Origin of the sequence: Methanoculleus sp. UBA430, assembly GCF_002506585.1 — an archaeon.
Taxonomy (GTDB): domain Archaea; phylum Halobacteriota; class Methanomicrobia; order Methanomicrobiales; family Methanoculleaceae; genus Methanoculleus.
Window position 1 is genome coordinate 158,104 of the sequence record NZ_DAXW01000001.1, and the last position, 15,601, is coordinate 173,704.

The following is a 15,601-nucleotide window of genomic DNA, read 5'->3' on the forward strand; positions in this document are numbered from 1 at the left end:
TACTATAGTTGGAAGTATTTAGTAACATATATATATTGACCCCTGGAGTATAAAATCGTTTTGCTAAATTATAAATACCCCATCTTCTTTCTGGAGAAGCCGTTTTATATCCGGGGAAAGAATCTCCCGGGATTCCGCCTCCGTCAGCCCTGCGCCGAGCGCAACAGTCCAACGCGCCTCCGTCGACATCAGATCGGACGGCACATGCGTATCGGAATCGACCGTGAGAGGACAACCGGCCTCCCGCGCCGTCCGCACCACATGGCCGTTGGTCCGGTTATGCCCCGCGCGGGAGGTGATCTCAAGTGCTATCCCATGCTCTGCGGCTGCGCGGGCATCCTCAATCGTTATGAGCCCGGGGTGGCCGAGGACGTCCACGTACTCGCACGTGCAGGCAGCGCGGTTCGTCCCCGGGGCGACGGGCTCCATCACCGTCTCGCCGTGGACCACGACGATATCGGCACCGCGCCGTTTTGCATCGCGCGCAAGCGCCGGGATCAGGGAGGGCGGGACGTGGGTGAGCTCCACCCCGACAAGCAGTTCAACGCCGTAATATCGCGCCGAATCCCGGACTTCGGCGACCGCCTCAACCAGGTGCGCGAGGTTCGAGGCATCCGCGTGGTCGGTGATGGCGAGGGTATCGTAGCCGAGCACGGCAGCCCGGCGCACGAGTTCGGTCGGGAGGAGTTCACCGTCGGAGAAGATGGTGTGGGTGTGCAGGTCATACATCCCGGTCACTTCCGGCCGGAAAGACCACCGGCAACCTTCCGGATCAGGTCTTCCTTGCTCCCTTCCCACTCCGCCACGATCCGGCCCTCGCGCTCGGCCCACCGGGCGGGATGGTGGTGCTCCTCTACCCGGTGCGGGACCTTCATCTTCCGCAGGACCGCCTCGATGGCGGCGATATCCGCGGACTTTGCGCCGAGATTCTTCGCGACGCGGCGTCCCTCACGCCGCTTTAACGCGGTGTTGAAGTAACAGGGGTACAGGATGCGTTCTGCGCTCATTGCCGTAGGGTTTGAGTGTTAACCTATAAACAGATCATGATCACATTACGTACCATGCACCATATCGACGTCCATGTGGAGAAGGACATTTACGACGTCAACAACCGCATAGCAGACGCCAACGCGGACCACCTCAAGGCTCATGGCATCCGGGCGTTCGACCTCCTCGGCGCTATCGGGTCCGGAAAGACCGCCCTGATCGAGCGGCTCGCACCAAGGATCAGGGAGCGGGGGCTTCGCGCCGGCGCCATCGCCGGGGACGTCTACGGCGACGACGACTTCCAGCGGATCGTCGCTGCAGGGGTTCCGGCCTACAATGCGAACACCGGGAAGGAATGCCACCTCGACGCCCACCTCGTCGAGCACGCCATCGAGCACCTGCCGCTCGACGAGATCGACGTTCTCTTCATCGAGAACGTCGGCAACATGGTCTGCCCGACCGACTTCCGGCTGGGCGCCGAGAAGCGGATCGTCATCGTCAGTTCCACCGAAGGAGACGACGTGGTGAACAAGCACCCGATGATGTTTCGCGGCAGCACCATCGGCGTCATTAACAAGATCGATCTCGCCGGGTTCGTCGGTGCCGACCTCGACAGGATGGAGCGGGATATGCACCGCTACAACCCGGAGATGCAGGTCTTTAAGACGAACATGAAGACCGGTGAGGGGCTCGAGGCACTGCTCGATGCGATCCTCGCGTGATCAGCAGGGTTAAATATCCCGGTCTCGAATAGTTATAGCACTTTAACGAGAGATTGCTATCCCCTGGGATATCGCGTCCTCTACAGAGTATATTACGGTGGTCACATGCAGTGGCAAGGAAGATCAGTACGGAAGCCGTCGGGTGGGCGCTACCACACCTCCCGGGGCAAGATGCGGTCGGAGATCGGAAGAGCTCCGGCAGAGACGCACATCGGTGAAGAACGTAAGAAAGTTGTCCGCTCCTACGGGGGCAACCTGAAGGTCCGGGCACTCCGGCTCGACTACGCGACGGTCGCAGACCCTGCGAAGGGCACGACCCAGAAAGTAAAGATCGAGACGGTCGAGGCGAACAGCGCGAACCCCAACTACGTCCGGCGGAACCTCCTGACCAAGGGCGCCATCATCAGGACCGAGATGGGCCGCGCGCGCATCGTCAGCAGACCCGGCCAGGACGGCGTCGTCAACGCTGTCCTGATCGCATAATACTCTTTTTTTCACGGCTTGAGGTAACACCAGCCTTCGGCCTGCCTGACAATCAGCTCCACGATCGCGGACGGGACGGTCCCGATGTACCCGGGAAAATCGCTGCGCGGGATGTTCCGGGAGTGGAGGGTATTCTCACAGACCACGAACCGGACACCGCTCTCCGCGAACTCTTCCAGGAGCGCCGTATGAGAGGTGCCGGTGCGGAGCCCCTCCACCCCGCCGGCATGGGTGACCACCTCGACCTCGACACCCTCAAGGTCGCCGATGAGGTTCTGTACATTCTCTCAGACAAGAGGCACCTTCTCGTGCTCGTCGAGACGACGACCTTCGGCGGCGTCATATCGCCATCACGCTCCCGCGAAGTTCTGCGCTCGCGGGGCCACGTGAGAGGTAACGTTCGAGCGCCTCGATTGCCCGGATATCAAGGTTCTCCCGGTTCTTCCCGTACTTCGCCGGCACGCCCTGCCCGGTGACAAACGCAGCCCGGTAGACGGCGTCCGGGTCGAGCCTCCGACCGCCCGCAAAGAACTCCTGGATCCGGAGACCGGGTGGGTTCTCAAGCTTGCAGTAGAGTTTGACCCCCATACACCGCTTCACGTACCCCCCCATCTGCTGGTAGGGATCGCGCGCAAAGGTCCGCTCCAGGTTCTCCTCCATCATCGCCCGGAGTTCCTGTCCCGTGACCTCGACCGTCGAGACCGGGGGATTGACCGGGATGATGTTCCAGAGATCGTTTGCCGTCACCGGGCCCGGCGGCACCGGGGCACCGTAACGCCAGCCGTTCGAGAAGGCCATCTGGGTGCCCGTGGCGTCACAGATCGCCTGCAGGAGGAGGTTGTCCATCGTGGCTTCAAGGACCGAATTCCGGTTGAGGGCGGTCCGGGTCTCCCCGACGACCCGCGAGAGACGCTCGCGGTGCGGGTCCACGGCTCCCGCGACCAGGTCGACGACTTCCGGATCAGGCCGGATCTCCTCCCCGACGATGATCAGTTCGTGGGAGTAACGCTTCACCCGCCGGTTCTCGACCGTCAGATCGAGCCGGCCGAGGAAAGAGCCGTGGCAGCCGGACTGGATGAGGATCGTGTCGTTGACGACCGCGGGCTCGAAGAGGCGGTTGTGGGTGTGCCCGGAGAGGAGGACGTCAATCCCGTCCACTTCCCCGGCAAGTTTCACCTCCTGCGGGAAACCGAGGTGAGAGACCACCACGACGAGGTCCACCCCTTCCTCGTCGCGAAGATGAGCGATCTGCCCCGGGAGTTCCTCATTCCCCAGGGTGAAGTGGATTCCTTTCGAGAAGGACTCCGGCATCACCTTGTCGACGATGGTGGCGGCGATCCCGATGACGCCCACCGCGAGGCCATCGGTCTCGCAGACCGTATACGGCGGGAAGACGAGGTCGCCGGTCGCATCGTCGTAGCAGTTGACGGCGAGCATCGGGTAGTCGAGGGCGCGGGTAATCCTCCTGAACTGCTCCGGGCCGTAGGCGAACTCCCAGTGGGCGGTCATGGCATCGAGGCGGAGGGCGTTCAGCACCGGGACGAGCGCCTCGCCCTTCGACCGAACGGCAGGGTAGGTCCCGTGAATGGTGTCGCCGCAGTCAAACGCGAACACCTGCTCCCGCCGCGCATCGCGGATCTCCTCGAAGAGTGCGGCTATCCGGGCATAGCCGCCCGCCATCCGGTACTCCGGCAGGCCCGCGGCATAGAAGAGTTCCGGGTGCAGATCCAGATACCCGTGTGAGTCGTTCATCTGCAGGAGGGTAAGGTGGTCCGTCATACGGATGCAGGGGGCGGGAGTATGCCAAAAACCTTTGTGCCGCGACGGGATCATATCCTTTTTACGTTCCGCAGACCTCAGTTCTAGTGATGCGCAGGATATATCATCGCTTTCCCCAGTCCATCGACCTCGATTTCGAGCTCGTCCGGCCGTTCCAGGACGTCCTCGCCTGTATAGCCCGGATGCACGACACTCATACGACCGTGCGGGGAGTTGACGGTCTCGTCAAGGAACGGATCCTCTTCCAGGTCGCGGACGGGCGGACGCAGTTCCTGGACCTCGACGCCCTCAAACCGTTCTCCGAGAAGGTCAGCGAGACGGCAGACTTCCGGGTCGATCTGCAGAGAACGCTTCTTACGCCTGAAAAAAGGCTGCCGGTCTCGGAGAATGTCTTTTTCCTCCGTATCGTCGACAGGGGTCCGGTGACGGAATGTTACGTGGCCAAGGACGGCCGCCTCGGCGACCTGGATGCGATGGACCTGCGACGACTTCTCAAGGGTGCCTGCGAGTGAGCGTCAGGATTGCGGTTGCTGCACCGTTCAAGCACATGCGCAAAGAGCGGCTTCAGCGAAGCGAGTTCGTCTTCTATATCGCCATCGACCGGAAGTGGATGAACAAGGAGCAGGCGAACCAGCTCCTGGAGCGGGCGACGGCGGAGGGGCTCGTCGAGGTGGACGGGGGGACCATCCGGCCGCTCTTCGATGTCGCGGAGGTCTCGATACCGCTCGGGTTCAAGCCCACCTCCGAGGTTCTCGCTGCCGAGAGCCCCTACGAGGACCTGATCGGGCGGGTCGCCGCCACGACGGGAAAGCCGCCGCAGGAGGTCTTCGCGGAGCTCCACCGGGTCGTGGCCGACCACTTCGACGGCAACCTCCGGGCGGAGGCGGCGGCGGTCATCCTCGCGAAGAAGTATGGGGTGGCATTCGAGGACAAACTGCCCGCCCTGGAGAAGTCGGTTGCAAAGTTGAGGTAGGTGCCGGACGGATGGCGTCCGGGCTCCTGGCGCCATCCGCGCCCCCACTACGGGGCGATGTACCGGTTGCCCGCGGTTATTCGCAAGGAGCGGGGAAAGGATTCGCGCACCGTGGGTACGGGATGCGGCAACCCGGGAGAGAGTCTCCACTCCGGGGACAGAACAATTCTAAAAAAAGAGGCGCTGATTATTCAGCCGCCGCCTCGGGCTGGCTGAAGTATTCGGCTAATGGTTTTGCGCCGCTCTGCTTTACGGCGGCATTGATCTGGACGAAGTCGGTGCTGATCTCGTTTCCACGCACCGACTTCCTGCGGCGCTCCCCGTCCATAACCGGGTGGAACCCGACACCCTTGGAGAGGAGGAGTCTTCTCCGTGCCGGCCCGGGAAGGTCGCGGCGCGCGGGAATGCCGGTCTTGTCTGTGCCGCCGGTGATCTGGATCATGTAGCCTGCAAGGCCGAAGATGCCCCCGTCGATCTCGTCACCGATGCGCTTGCCGATGAGTGCTCCTGCTGCGGGGCCGGTCGCATCGATCTTGTATGCATGCCCGGTCTCCGGGTCTGATAGGATAATTTTGAAATCTGCCATTGTTTTCGACTCCTTCGAAAGTACCTATACAATTTGAGAATATGATATTAATATTCTACCTTCACGAGGTTGATCGGAGATCCCGGCCGGGGGAGGGGGGCCGCATGGGGGCGGAGCGGTTCACTTCCCCCAGAAGGGATCTTCCCGGCGCCTGAGGATGGTGAACTCTTCGAGTGTCTCCCGCAGGCTCGAGCTTAAGTGGTCGAGCATCTCCCGCTCGATGATCTTGACGTGCCGCTCGGGTATGTCCACGTAGAGGTCGTCATCGACGTTGATCTGGCGGCCGACGGTAGGGCCCTCGATCGAGATCGCGACCTCTTTGCCCGCCTCCGCTTCCTGGACCGTCTCGTTCTTCGCCTGGATCTGCTTGATGCGGCCCACTTTTTTGCCGTTCGGGAGGGCCAGGTCGACACCGCTCTGGAGTTTCCCGCCAAGGACCCGGACGCCGACCACCGCGGGGTTGCTCTGCCGGAAGACGCAGTTCGGGAGGATCCGGATCTTGGCGGGCATCACCAGTTTCTCGAACTGCTGCCGCTCGAGTTCCTGCTTCTTTTCCTCGCGCCACTCGATGTAGTCGTCGATGAGCTGGTAGATGACCCCGCCCTCGAATACGTGGACATGGGACATCAAGGCGTCCTCCAGGGTGTCGACCGCGTCCGGCAGGACCGGGGTGTTGAAGGCGATGATCGCACTGTAGAGAGGGTCTTTGATCGTTCCCGCCTCGATGACGTCGTGGCGGGTGACCGGCCCGACGGTGGCCCGCATCACCTGGATCTGGTGGCTTTCGAGTTCTTTTGAGAGCGCTTCGAGAGCGCCGATGGTATCCGCCCGGATGATGACCCCGACATCGGCGAGGTTCACCTGGATGTCCTGGACCTCGTGCCGGACCATCTCGATCATCTCGTCCCGATTGGCCCCCCGGATGGCCCGGAGGGGGGAACCCGCGATGACGCCGTCGAGTTTCGGGGCGGCGACCTTGATCCCGGCGGCGGCGGTGATCGACTTGACCCGCTCGAACCGCTCCTCGATCAGGATCTCCTTCATCGGCCGGGGCTGTAGGAGGGAACGCACCTTCGTCTCGATGATCTGGTCGTTGCCCGCGACGACGATCTCGTCCCCGACCTTGAGAGTGCCGTCGTAGAGGATGACGTCGAGCGTCATCCCGAGTCCCCGCTCCTCTTTCACCTCAAGGACGGTGCCGGCACCGGGGCCGTCGGCGCTGACCCTGAGGCTCTCGGTCATGTAACGCTGGGCAAGCCCGATCAGTACCATAAGGATGTCGGGGATGCCTTCGCCGGTGAGAGCGCTTGTGGGGACGATGCAGATGTTCCGTGCAAAGTCCGAGACCCGGTCGAACCGTTCGGAGTTGAACCCGAGATCGGAGAGTTTCCCGACGAGTTCGTAGACCTTCGTCTCGAGTGTGCCCTGGACACGCTCGTTCTGCTGCGCAAACGTCTTCATGAACGGCTGGCCCCCCTGGACACGCCAGCCGTGGATGCGGTCGACTTTGTTCGCCGCGATGACGAACGGTGTCTTGTAGTTGCGCAGGATCTGGAGGGCTTCGATCGTCTGAGGACGGAAGCCCTCGTTGATGTCCACGACGACGATCGCCATGTCGGCGAGCGCCCCGCCGCGCGCACGGAGGGTGGTGAAGGCATGGTGCCCGGGGGTATCGATGAAGAGGAGGCCGGGGACGTTGACGCTGACCTTGCTTAAGGCTCCGCCCATGCGGGTGATCGCATCGATGGGGACGAGCGTGGCGCCGATGTGCTGCGTGATCGCGCCCTCTTCGGTCGATACCACGGACGAGCCCCGGATCCTGTCCAGGAGCGACGTCTTGCCGTGGTCTACGTGGCCCATCACGCAGACAATGGGGGTCCTGATCGTTGGTTGCTTTGCCATAATAATCACCTTCCGGTATATGAAGTCTGGACGAATAAACCCAAAAAAACAGGAATATTGGCCATTTTTTCCTAATCACGCCAGAGTCTGGGCGATTCCCCTACCCCCGGGGCTTCGCTCGGCGCCCGGAACACTGGTACGTTATAGAACATGGAGTCTATTAATAATTCACCTCATCGCTCGAAGATCTTCAGTCTTCTCATGCTCCGAACGTTCGCACCCAAGGGTGCTCAAACTCCGGTTCAAACAAACCGTCGCACTTCGCACCCAGGGGTGCTCAAACTCCTGCCCCGAAGCCTGATGGCTTCTCAAGCTCCGGACGTTCGGTCCATCGCACCCTGCGACCGGTCGTGTGTCCGTGACCCCCGGAACAGCGTGTGATGCAGGCACAGTGAAGAGATACCTTAATCAAATCCGACTACCAACTATAATGAGTACCTTGCCAGGGTGGGGTAGTCGGTCATCCTAAGGGACTGTGGATCCCTCGACCCGGGTTCGAATCTCGGCCCTGGCCTTATTATTTCTGTTCTGATTCTCTTCCCGGATAGTTCAATAGCCTCTTTCTGACCTCACCTGCACGGGAGAAGCGTTCACGGCACCAACCCGGGGATCGTAGTCGTTCCGACTCGTCAAACTCACCCATAAGACTTATGCGATCCGCTTTCCTGCTGCCTCAAGCCGGGGAGTCTGGTCGTAGATCTCCTCGACCGTGAGGACGACCGCTGCCATCCCCTCTGTGCGAGTCGCGAACTCCTCAGGGTGTCCGGCCCAGACCTTCCTGTCAAGCGCCGCCGTCACCTCGTCGTCCCTGTGGATCACCACCCTCCCCTTCACCTGGTACGCGGTGAACGGCGGGGTCCGTTCCCAGACACAGAGCGCGACCGGGTGCCGCATGAGGTTCTCGTAGGTCTGCATGAAATAGAGCTCGCCCCAGACGATGGTCTCGGGATCCCTGACCATGACCGACTTCGCCGCGACATTGGGCATCCCGTCGGCCCCGGTGGTCGCGACGGGGACCGAATGCCAGTCTTTGAGGAGCGCAACGAGGGTATCGGGCATCACTACCATGGAGCATCACACCGGAAACGGCTGCGCCATAACACTCTCAGGACCATAAGCAGTCCCGGGGCTGTTCCCCGGACATGCTCATAGGTGTTCCGGTGCAGCACTTCGCCGGCGTTCCGGGGTCAGGCCACCGGGCCTCCCTTCGCAATCCTGCCCCAGGAGGAGCATCGACACCGAGCACGGCGAACGGCATCATGCTCATCTCCCCCGGCAGGCAGCCGCCGGCGGAGGCTGTGCCCCCCTCTTTTTCTCCGCCCGGGGACCCCACAACGATCACCGGCAGGAAGACTTATGCATACCCATGACCGCTCACCCCGGTCAGGGAGGCTGACACCACATGGCAGACGAAGACCATACCGTCGTCCCCCCGGCTCCCCGCGGACGGGAGATCCTCGGATGGATGGGGCCGGCGATCATATGGATGATCTCGGCCATCGCGACCGGCGAACTCCTCTTCACCCCCCGGATAGCCTCGCTCTACGGCTACTCCGTCCTCTGGACGCTCATCCTTGCGATATTCTTAAAGACCGTGCTCTCCATCGAGATCGGGCGCTACGCGGTCGTGACGGGGGGATCGCTCCTCCAGGGGATCAGGAACCTCCCCGGACCGGCGAACTGGGGGATCTGGCTCATCGTGCTCCCCCAGTTCCTCGTTGCGGTCACCACCATCACCGGGATGGCGGGGGCGGCCGGTTCGGCCGTCATTCTCGCCCTTCCGGGGAGCTTCACGCTCTGGGCGGCCATCGTCCTCTTAGTCTCGCTCGCCCTCGTCTTCTTCGGCAGGTACCGGGGCGTGGAACTGACGTCGATCGTCATGGCGCTCGCGATCATCGTCGCCCTGGTAACGACCGCGGGCTTCGTCTTCCCCGGCATCGCCCCGCTCGCTGCCGGCCTCGTCCCGGCCCTCCCCGAAGACGTCGTCTACGCCGAACTCCTCCCCTGGCTCGGGTTCGTGATGTCCGGGGCCGCGGGCCTCATATGGTACTCCTACTGGCTCACGGCCCGGGGCTACGGCGCCGCCTACTACACCGTGCACCGGCGAGGCGGGGAGGAGAGGGTCATCGAGGAGGAAGGGCTGCCGGAGATCGCACACCTCTCCCGGAGCGAGAAGGAGCATATGCAGGACTGGCTCAGGCTGATGACCGTATCCACGGTCATCGCGGCCGGCATCGTCCTCCTCCTGCTCGTCGCCCTCCTCATCCTGGGTGCGGAGCTCCTCCGGCCGCAGGGCCTCCTCCCCGAGGGCCCGGAAGTGACCGCGGTCCTCTCGGTCCTCCTCGGCGACGTCTGGGGAGCGCCGGGAACCTGGCTGATGATCCTGGCCGCGTTCTTCGCCTTCTGGAGCACCCTCGTCGCCAACCTCGACGGCTGGACCCGGATGCTTGGCCAGGGCTCGATCTTCATCGCCCGCCAGGCAAGAGCGACGGGGCGGTGGGTCTCGATGCGGTTCTACCGCTACGTCTACCTGCTCGGTCTGATGGGCGTCGTGCCGTTCATCTTCATCCTCGTCCAGCTCGAACCGGTGACCGCCCTCGCCATCGCGGGGATCGTCGAGGCGATCCAGATCCCGGTCGTCGCCTTCATGACGGTCTACCTGAACCGGCGAACGCTCCCGGTCGAGTTCCGGCCGTCCCTCCCCATCGTGATCCTGACGATCGCCGTCGGGATCTTCTTTGCGGCGTTCTCGGTATACTACATCGCAACCGAGTTCCTCGCCTGAACCCCGAACACGGCCGGGCACCCCCTTTTTATACCCGGGTGCGCAGTCTACGGCCGACAGGAGGCGCACATGAGACAGAACGTGACGATCGGATACCACGCATCCCACGAGCAGTTCCCCCCGGGCATGCTTCTTTCTCTCGCACAGAAGGCCGAAGACGCCGGGTTTCGGGCGCTCCTCTCTTCGGACCACTTCAACCCCTGGACCCCTGCCCAGGGAGAGAGCGGGTTCGCGTGGTCGTGGCTCGGCGCCGCTCTCCAGGCGACCTCGCTTCCGGCCGGGGTCGTCTGTGCGCCGGGTTACCGCTACCACCCGGCGATCATCGCCCAGGCGGCGGCGACGCTCGCCGAGATGTTTCGCGGCCGGTTCTGGATCGCCGTCGGGAGCGGCCAGGCCCTCAACGAGAGCATCACCGGAGAGGTCTGGCCGGAGAAAGGGGCGAGGAACGCCCGGCTCCTCGCGGCCGCCACCCTCATGCGGCGGCTCTGGGCGGGGGAGACGGTCACCGCCGATACCCCGGCCCGCACCGTCAACGCCCGCCTCCACACCCGGCCGGCAGAGCCGCCGCTCCTCGTCGGCGCCGCCCTGACGCCCGCGACCGCGGCATGGGTCGGCGGGTGGGCAGACGGCCTCATCACCGTCGCGATGCCGGAAGACGAACTTGCGGAGGTCGTCAACGCGTTCCGGCGCGGCGGCGGGGAGGGGAAACCGATGCACCTCAAGGTGGACCTCTCCTACGCGCGAGACGACGGGGAGGCCCGGAACGGCGCGTGGGACCAGTGGCGGGCGAACGTCTTCCCGGCGACGGTGCTCGAGACCCTCCGGACGCCGGAGCAGTTTGCGGCTATCGGGGAGTTTGCCGATCCGGCAAAGGTCTTTGAGAAGATCCGCGTCTCCGCGGACCTGGAGAAGCACATCCGGTGGCTCAGGACCGATATCGATCTCGGCTTTACGCATCTCTACCTCCACAACGTGAACCGGAGCCAGGTTGAGTTCATCGAGGACTTCGGGCGCGAGGTTCTCCCCGCGCTCTCCGGGTGACCGCATGGGAGACTACAAACCCATCGGCGACTACGCCGTCATCGGCAACCTCAGGACAGCGGCGCTCGTCGGGACCGACGGCTCGATCGACTGGTGCTGTTACCCCTACCTCGACCGGACAAGCGTCTTTGCCGCCCTGCTCGACGCCCGGCGGGGCGGCAGGTTCAGGGTATCGGTCCCGGGGACCGGGAGCGGGCGGCAGCGGTATGCCGGGGAGACCAACATCCTCAGGACGGAGTTCTCCGGTGAAACGGGGAAGCTCGTCGTGACCGACCTGATGCCGCTCTTCGGGGATATCGAGGGGCGGGCAGGTTCGTTCGCCCCGCCCGAACTCTACCGCATCCTTGAGTGCGCCGGCGGAAGCGTGGAGGCGGCGGTGGAGTGGTCGCCCCGGTTCGACTATGCCCGGGGGACGACCGGCATCTCGCGGATCCCCGGCGGCTGGTTTGCAACCGACGGGAGAGACGACATGACGCTCTTCGGTATCGAGGAGGCCGGGAAGGTCGAGGAGGGAGAGGGCGGACACACCCTCCGGGCGGAGATCCCAATGCGGGAAGGCGACCGGCGCGTCCTGATAGCCCGGTGGGGGACCGAAGACCTGACCTACCGGCCCGACGATGCGGGGTCGGTCGAGGAACAGACCGCGGAGGTCTGGCGGACCTGGGCCTACGGGAGCGGGGCCGGCCGCGCGAGGGAGTGGGCGGGCGACCTCCTCCCGCTCCTCGTCAGGTCCGAACTTGCCCTCAAACTGCTGACGAACGCCGCGACGGGTGCGATCGCCGCCGCACCGACGACATCGCTCCCGGAGGATATCGGGGGCGTGCGGAACTGGGACTACCGCTTTGCCTGGATCCGCGACTCGGCCATGACGGCCCAGGCGCTCATCGCCCTCGGCCACGGGGCGGAGGCGATCGAACTTCTCTCCTGGATGGAGCGGGTCTCGGAGATGCAGGCCGGCGAAGGCCGCGGGCTCCGGCTCATGTACAGCATCCACGGGTGGACCGACCTCGACGAAGAGGATCTCCTCCACCTTGAGGGCTACCGGGGCTCGCGCCCGGTCAGGATCGGGAACGGCGCCGCCGTCCAGCTGCAACTTGAGATCTACGGCGAGCTCCTCAACACCGCCTACGAGCTCGCCCGCCGGGGGCACAAACTCCCGGAGAAAGAGATGGCGTTTCTCTCCAGGGTCACCGACGAGGCGTGTTCCCTCTGGAAAGAGCCCGATTACGGGATCTGGGAGATCCGCAGCGAGCCGCGCCACTACGTCTACTCGAAGGTGATGCTCTGGGTTGCCCTCGACCGGGCGGTCCACCTCACCGACCGGTACGGCCTCCGGGGAGACCGGGATCGGTGGGCCCGCAACGCCGCCGCGATCCGGCGGCAGGTCCTCGAACAGGGTTACGATGCGGAGGTGGGCGCGTTCGTCCAGTCCTACGGCTCAAAGGACCTCGATGCTGCGAACCTCCGCATCCCGCTGCTGGAGTTCCTCCCGTTCGATGACGACCGGGTAGAGGGGACGATTGATGCGACGATCGAGGGGCTGACGGAGAACGGTCTCGTCTACCGTTACCGGGCTGACGACGGCCTCCCCGGCAGGGAAGGGGCGTTTGGGCTCTGCACCTTCTGGCTCATCGACTGCCTCGCCCTCTCCGGCCGCATCGATGAGGCCCGGTCGCTCTTTAGCCGGATGGTCGACCGCGCAAACCACGTGGGGCTCTACCCGGAGCAGTTCGACCCGGCGACGGGAGCGTTCCTGGGGAACTTCCCCCAGGCGTTCACCCACATCGGCCTTATCAACAGCGCCCTCTACATAGCCTATGCCGAAGGGAAGCCGATCCCGGGCCACGCCCCCATCGGGACGCCGGAGCACCGTGCGGAGCTCGAAGGGGGCCGTGTTGTGATGATGCCGGTCTGAAGGGCGAGGCTTCGAAAAACGTCAGGCATAACTATCCCCGGTGCCATATCGCACTCCATGAACAGAGAGAGTATCGGCATACTGCTCCTGGCTTCCCTCGTCGTGCTCGGCAGCATCGCTGCCGGGTGCATCGATGCGCAGGGAACAACGTCTGCGGACTCCGCCCCACCGGAGGGGCAGGAGCCGCCGGACGACAACGGCAGCGTAGCGAAGGGGAACAACCGGTTCGCGTTCGACCTCTACCGGCACCTCGCGGGCTCGCCCGATTCGTCCGGCAGGAACATCTTCTTCTCGCCTTACAGCATATCATCGGCCCTGGCGATCACCTATGAGGGCGCCCGCGGCACGACCGCCGACGAGATCCGGTCGGTCCTCCACTTCCCGGCGAACAGGACCCTCATGCGGGAAGGATTTGCCGCGACCGACGCCCGCCTCAACCGCGGGAGCGACAACTACACGCTCCGGACCGCAAACGCCCTCTGGGCGGAGGAGACTTATCAGTTCCTCCCGGAGTACGTTGACGCGGCCGCTCAGTGGTACGGGGCGAACGTAACGAACCTCGACTTCAGGAACAACCCCGACGGATCGCGTGCGACCATCAACCGGTGGGTGGAGGAACAGACCGAAGAGAAGATCCGCGACCTCCTCCCGGCGGGCTCGATCGATGCGCTGACCCGGCTCGTGATCACGAACGCCATCTACTTCAAGGGGACCTGGGCCGAGCAGTTCGACCCGAATGAAACGACGGATGAGGAGTTCAGGGTCGGGCCGAACGAGACCGTGCAGGTCCGGATGATGCAGCGGACGGACGAGGACGCGGTCTACCGGTATACAGAGACTGAGACCCTCCAGGCGCTCGAACTCCCGTATACCCACGGCGACGGGACCGGGCTCTCGATGCTCGTCCTCCTCCCGAAAGGCGACAACCTGATGGCCGTCGAGGAGAGGCTCGATGCCGATATGGTTGCAGAACTCCGGAATTCGCTGGATTCGCAGAGGGTCAAAGTCTACTTCCCGAAGTTCACGCTTGAAACTGAGTACAATCTGCCCCCGGCGCTTGCGGCGATGGGGATGCCGACGGCCTTCACCGGTGACGCCGACCTCTCCGGGATGGACGGGACGCGGGATCTCTTCGTCAGCGATGTCGTCCATAAGGCCTTCGTCGACGTGAACGAGGAGGGGACCGAGGCAGCGGCGGCGACCGGGGTCGTCGTGAACCTGGTGAGTATGCCGCTCGAAGATACCACCCCTGTCTTCCAGGCGGACCACCCGTTCGTCTTCATGATCGTCGAGGAGGACTCCGGCACGATCCTCTTCGCAGGGAGGGTCGCAAACCCGGAGAACTCGTGAGGGGCGGGACCGATATCCCCTCACACCTCCTCGAGCCGCTCGACGATCGTCTTCTGCAGATACCCGATGATCGGCATGTCCGACCCGATCACCGCATACCGCCCGGACCCCGCAGTGGCGATGGCGAAAAAATCCCGGCCGTCGACCAGGATCGCGCACTCATCCCTCCTGAGACCCTCCATCACCGACTCGTTCACCGGCCGGGTGTTCAGGAGTTCCATCACGGTCCCCCTGGCCTCGTAGATCGGGAGGTTGATATCGGCACATTCCTCCCTCTTCCGCACGACCACGTAGAGGTCGATCTTCCGCTCCAGCGGCTTGATGATGGTGTAATACTTCCGGAGGAACTCAGGGTTGTAGCAGAGGACCACCATGCTCCTCTTCACCCGCCGGAAGAGCGCGGAGATATGGTTCTCGATGGCCCACCCGCTCCGGAGGATGAAGAACGAGTCCGGGGAAAGGCGCGGTTTGACCGAGAGGTTCTTCAATGCCTCGCGAGTCTCGTCGAGAGTGCGGATATAGTCCTTTTTGAGCCGGTCAAAGACCACATCGATGTCGAGCACGTAGTAGGACGCCGGAGAGCCTTCTTCCACACCGATGAACCCCCGCCGGGCCAGATCGTTTAGTATATCGTAGATCCGGCCCCGGGGAACCCTGCTCATCTCGTGGATGTCCCGTGCGGTCGCCTTCTGCAGCCCGACAAGCGTTGAGTAGACGCTCGCCTCGTACTCGTTCATCCCGAGGGCACGGAGCCCGTCGATGATCGCATTCGCCATTGCAACTTTTTTAAGTTGCAACAGACATATAGGTTGCTGGGGAAGAGATAGATCAGCGAGAGAGGTAACCTCCTCGCACGACCGTCCCCTGCCGGGAGGCACCGTCAGAGCGCCTGCAGTGAGGACTGGTGAGAACAGCACGCAGAAGCGATACCACCTGAATCGAGAAGATCGGATACCGTCGAAACAGAACCGGGAGATCCGTCATAATCATGCCCTGACAGGTATCCGGGGCAGGCCCGGGTGTGGCCGGGCCGCTGCCCGCACAGCACCAGAACGTCCTTCCTATCTCAACGCTGATC

16 protein-coding genes and 1 tRNA gene are annotated in these 15,601 nt (G+C 63.5%); 9 read left to right on the forward strand and 8 right to left on the reverse strand.

Annotated features, from left to right (window positions below; genetic code table 11):
* Window positions 1–63: 63 nt before the first annotated feature.
* On the reverse strand, window positions 64–729 hold the full coding sequence (locus BRA49_RS00795) for a histidinol phosphate phosphatase domain-containing protein (protein WP_292382600.1): 666 nt from the start codon (window positions 727–729) through the stop codon (window positions 64–66).
* Window positions 730–734: 5 nt separating this feature from the next.
* Window positions 735–1,007, reverse strand: a complete 273-nt coding sequence (locus BRA49_RS00800) for a signal recognition particle subunit SRP19/SEC65 family protein (RefSeq protein ID WP_292382601.1) — start codon at window positions 1,005–1,007, stop codon at window positions 735–737.
* A gap of 54 nt (window positions 1,008–1,061) precedes the next feature.
* On the opposite strand from BRA49_RS00800, the gene hypB reads away from it, so the two are divergent.
* Together hypB and BRA49_RS00810 are read left to right on the forward strand one after the other, a co-directional pair.
* Entirely contained in the window at window positions 1,062–1,709 is a 648-nt protein-coding gene (hypB, locus tag BRA49_RS00805) for a hydrogenase nickel incorporation protein HypB (protein ID WP_292382764.1), read from the forward strand.
* Window positions 1,710–1,814: 105 nt separating this feature from the next.
* Window positions 1,815–2,192: a 30S ribosomal protein S8e gene (locus BRA49_RS00810; protein ID WP_292382602.1), complete on the forward strand. Its 378-nt coding sequence runs from the start codon at window positions 1,815–1,817 to the stop codon at window positions 2,190–2,192.
* 11 nt (window positions 2,193–2,203) lie between these two features.
* Here the strand turns inward: BRA49_RS00810 and BRA49_RS00815 are convergent, their stop codons facing one another.
* Together BRA49_RS00815 and BRA49_RS00820 are read right to left on the reverse strand one after the other, a co-directional pair.
* Entirely contained in the window at window positions 2,204–2,461 is a 258-nt protein-coding gene (locus BRA49_RS00815) for a DsrE family protein (protein WP_292382766.1), read from the reverse strand.
* 70 nt (window positions 2,462–2,531) lie between these two features.
* Window positions 2,532–3,971, reverse strand: coding sequence for a bifunctional metallophosphatase/5'-nucleotidase (locus tag BRA49_RS00820; RefSeq protein WP_292382604.1), 1,440 nt, complete (start codon window positions 3,969–3,971; stop codon window positions 2,532–2,534).
* 89 nt (window positions 3,972–4,060) lie between these two features.
* Between BRA49_RS00820 and BRA49_RS00825 the strand changes: the two genes are divergently transcribed.
* The gene (locus tag BRA49_RS00825) at window positions 4,061–4,483 is read left to right on the forward strand and encodes a hypothetical protein (RefSeq protein ID WP_292382606.1); all 423 of its coding nucleotides are present in this window, start codon (window positions 4,061–4,063) and stop codon (window positions 4,481–4,483) included.
* Window positions 4,480–4,944, forward strand: coding sequence for a DUF2240 family protein (locus tag BRA49_RS00830; RefSeq protein ID WP_292382608.1), 465 nt, complete (start codon window positions 4,480–4,482; stop codon window positions 4,942–4,944). Before BRA49_RS00825 ends, BRA49_RS00830 begins: the two co-directional genes overlap by 4 nt.
* Window positions 4,945–5,131: 187 nt before the next feature.
* Here the strand turns inward: BRA49_RS00830 and BRA49_RS00835 are convergent, their stop codons facing one another.
* Both BRA49_RS00835 and infB read right to left on the reverse strand, forming a co-directional pair.
* Window positions 5,132–5,530: a 30S ribosomal protein S6e gene (locus tag BRA49_RS00835; protein ID WP_292382610.1), complete on the reverse strand. Its 399-nt coding sequence runs from the start codon at window positions 5,528–5,530 to the stop codon at window positions 5,132–5,134.
* A gap of 120 nt (window positions 5,531–5,650) precedes the next feature.
* Entirely contained in the window at window positions 5,651–7,432 is a 1,782-nt protein-coding gene (gene infB / locus BRA49_RS00840; RefSeq protein ID WP_292382612.1) for a translation initiation factor IF-2, read from the reverse strand.
* A 441-nt stretch (window positions 7,433–7,873) separates the two neighbouring features.
* On the opposite strand from infB, the gene BRA49_RS00845 reads away from it, so the two are divergent.
* A tRNA-His gene (locus tag BRA49_RS00845) sits at window positions 7,874–7,946 on the forward strand.
* Between the two features lie 134 nt (window positions 7,947–8,080).
* On the opposite strand, the gene BRA49_RS00850 is transcribed toward BRA49_RS00845, so the two are convergent.
* A complete protein-coding gene (locus BRA49_RS00850; protein ID WP_292382614.1) occupies window positions 8,081–8,500 on the reverse strand; it encodes a pyridoxamine 5'-phosphate oxidase family protein in 420 nt (139 codons plus the stop codon).
* Window positions 8,501–8,834: 334 nt separating this feature from the next.
* Between BRA49_RS00850 and BRA49_RS00855 the strand changes: the two genes are divergently transcribed.
* From BRA49_RS00855 to BRA49_RS00870, 4 genes are all read left to right on the forward strand, one after another.
* On the forward strand, window positions 8,835–10,217 hold the full coding sequence (locus BRA49_RS00855) for an Nramp family divalent metal transporter (RefSeq protein WP_292382615.1): 1,383 nt from the start codon (window positions 8,835–8,837) through the stop codon (window positions 10,215–10,217).
* A gap of 69 nt (window positions 10,218–10,286) precedes the next feature.
* A complete protein-coding gene (locus tag BRA49_RS00860; protein ID WP_292382616.1) occupies window positions 10,287–11,258 on the forward strand; it encodes a TIGR03885 family FMN-dependent LLM class oxidoreductase in 972 nt (323 codons plus the stop codon).
* Window positions 11,259–11,262: 4 nt separating this feature from the next.
* Entirely contained in the window at window positions 11,263–13,173 is a 1,911-nt protein-coding gene (locus tag BRA49_RS00865; protein WP_292382617.1) for a glycoside hydrolase family 15 protein, read from the forward strand.
* A 57-nt stretch (window positions 13,174–13,230) separates the two neighbouring features.
* Entirely contained in the window at window positions 13,231–14,523 is a 1,293-nt protein-coding gene (locus tag BRA49_RS00870; protein WP_292382618.1) for a serpin family protein, read from the forward strand.
* Between the two features lie 20 nt (window positions 14,524–14,543).
* On the opposite strand, the gene BRA49_RS00875 is transcribed toward BRA49_RS00870, so the two are convergent.
* On the reverse strand, window positions 14,544–15,299 hold the full coding sequence (locus BRA49_RS00875; RefSeq protein WP_292382620.1) for a TrmB family transcriptional regulator: 756 nt from the start codon (window positions 15,297–15,299) through the stop codon (window positions 14,544–14,546).
* Between the last annotated feature and the right edge of the window lie 302 nt (window positions 15,300–15,601).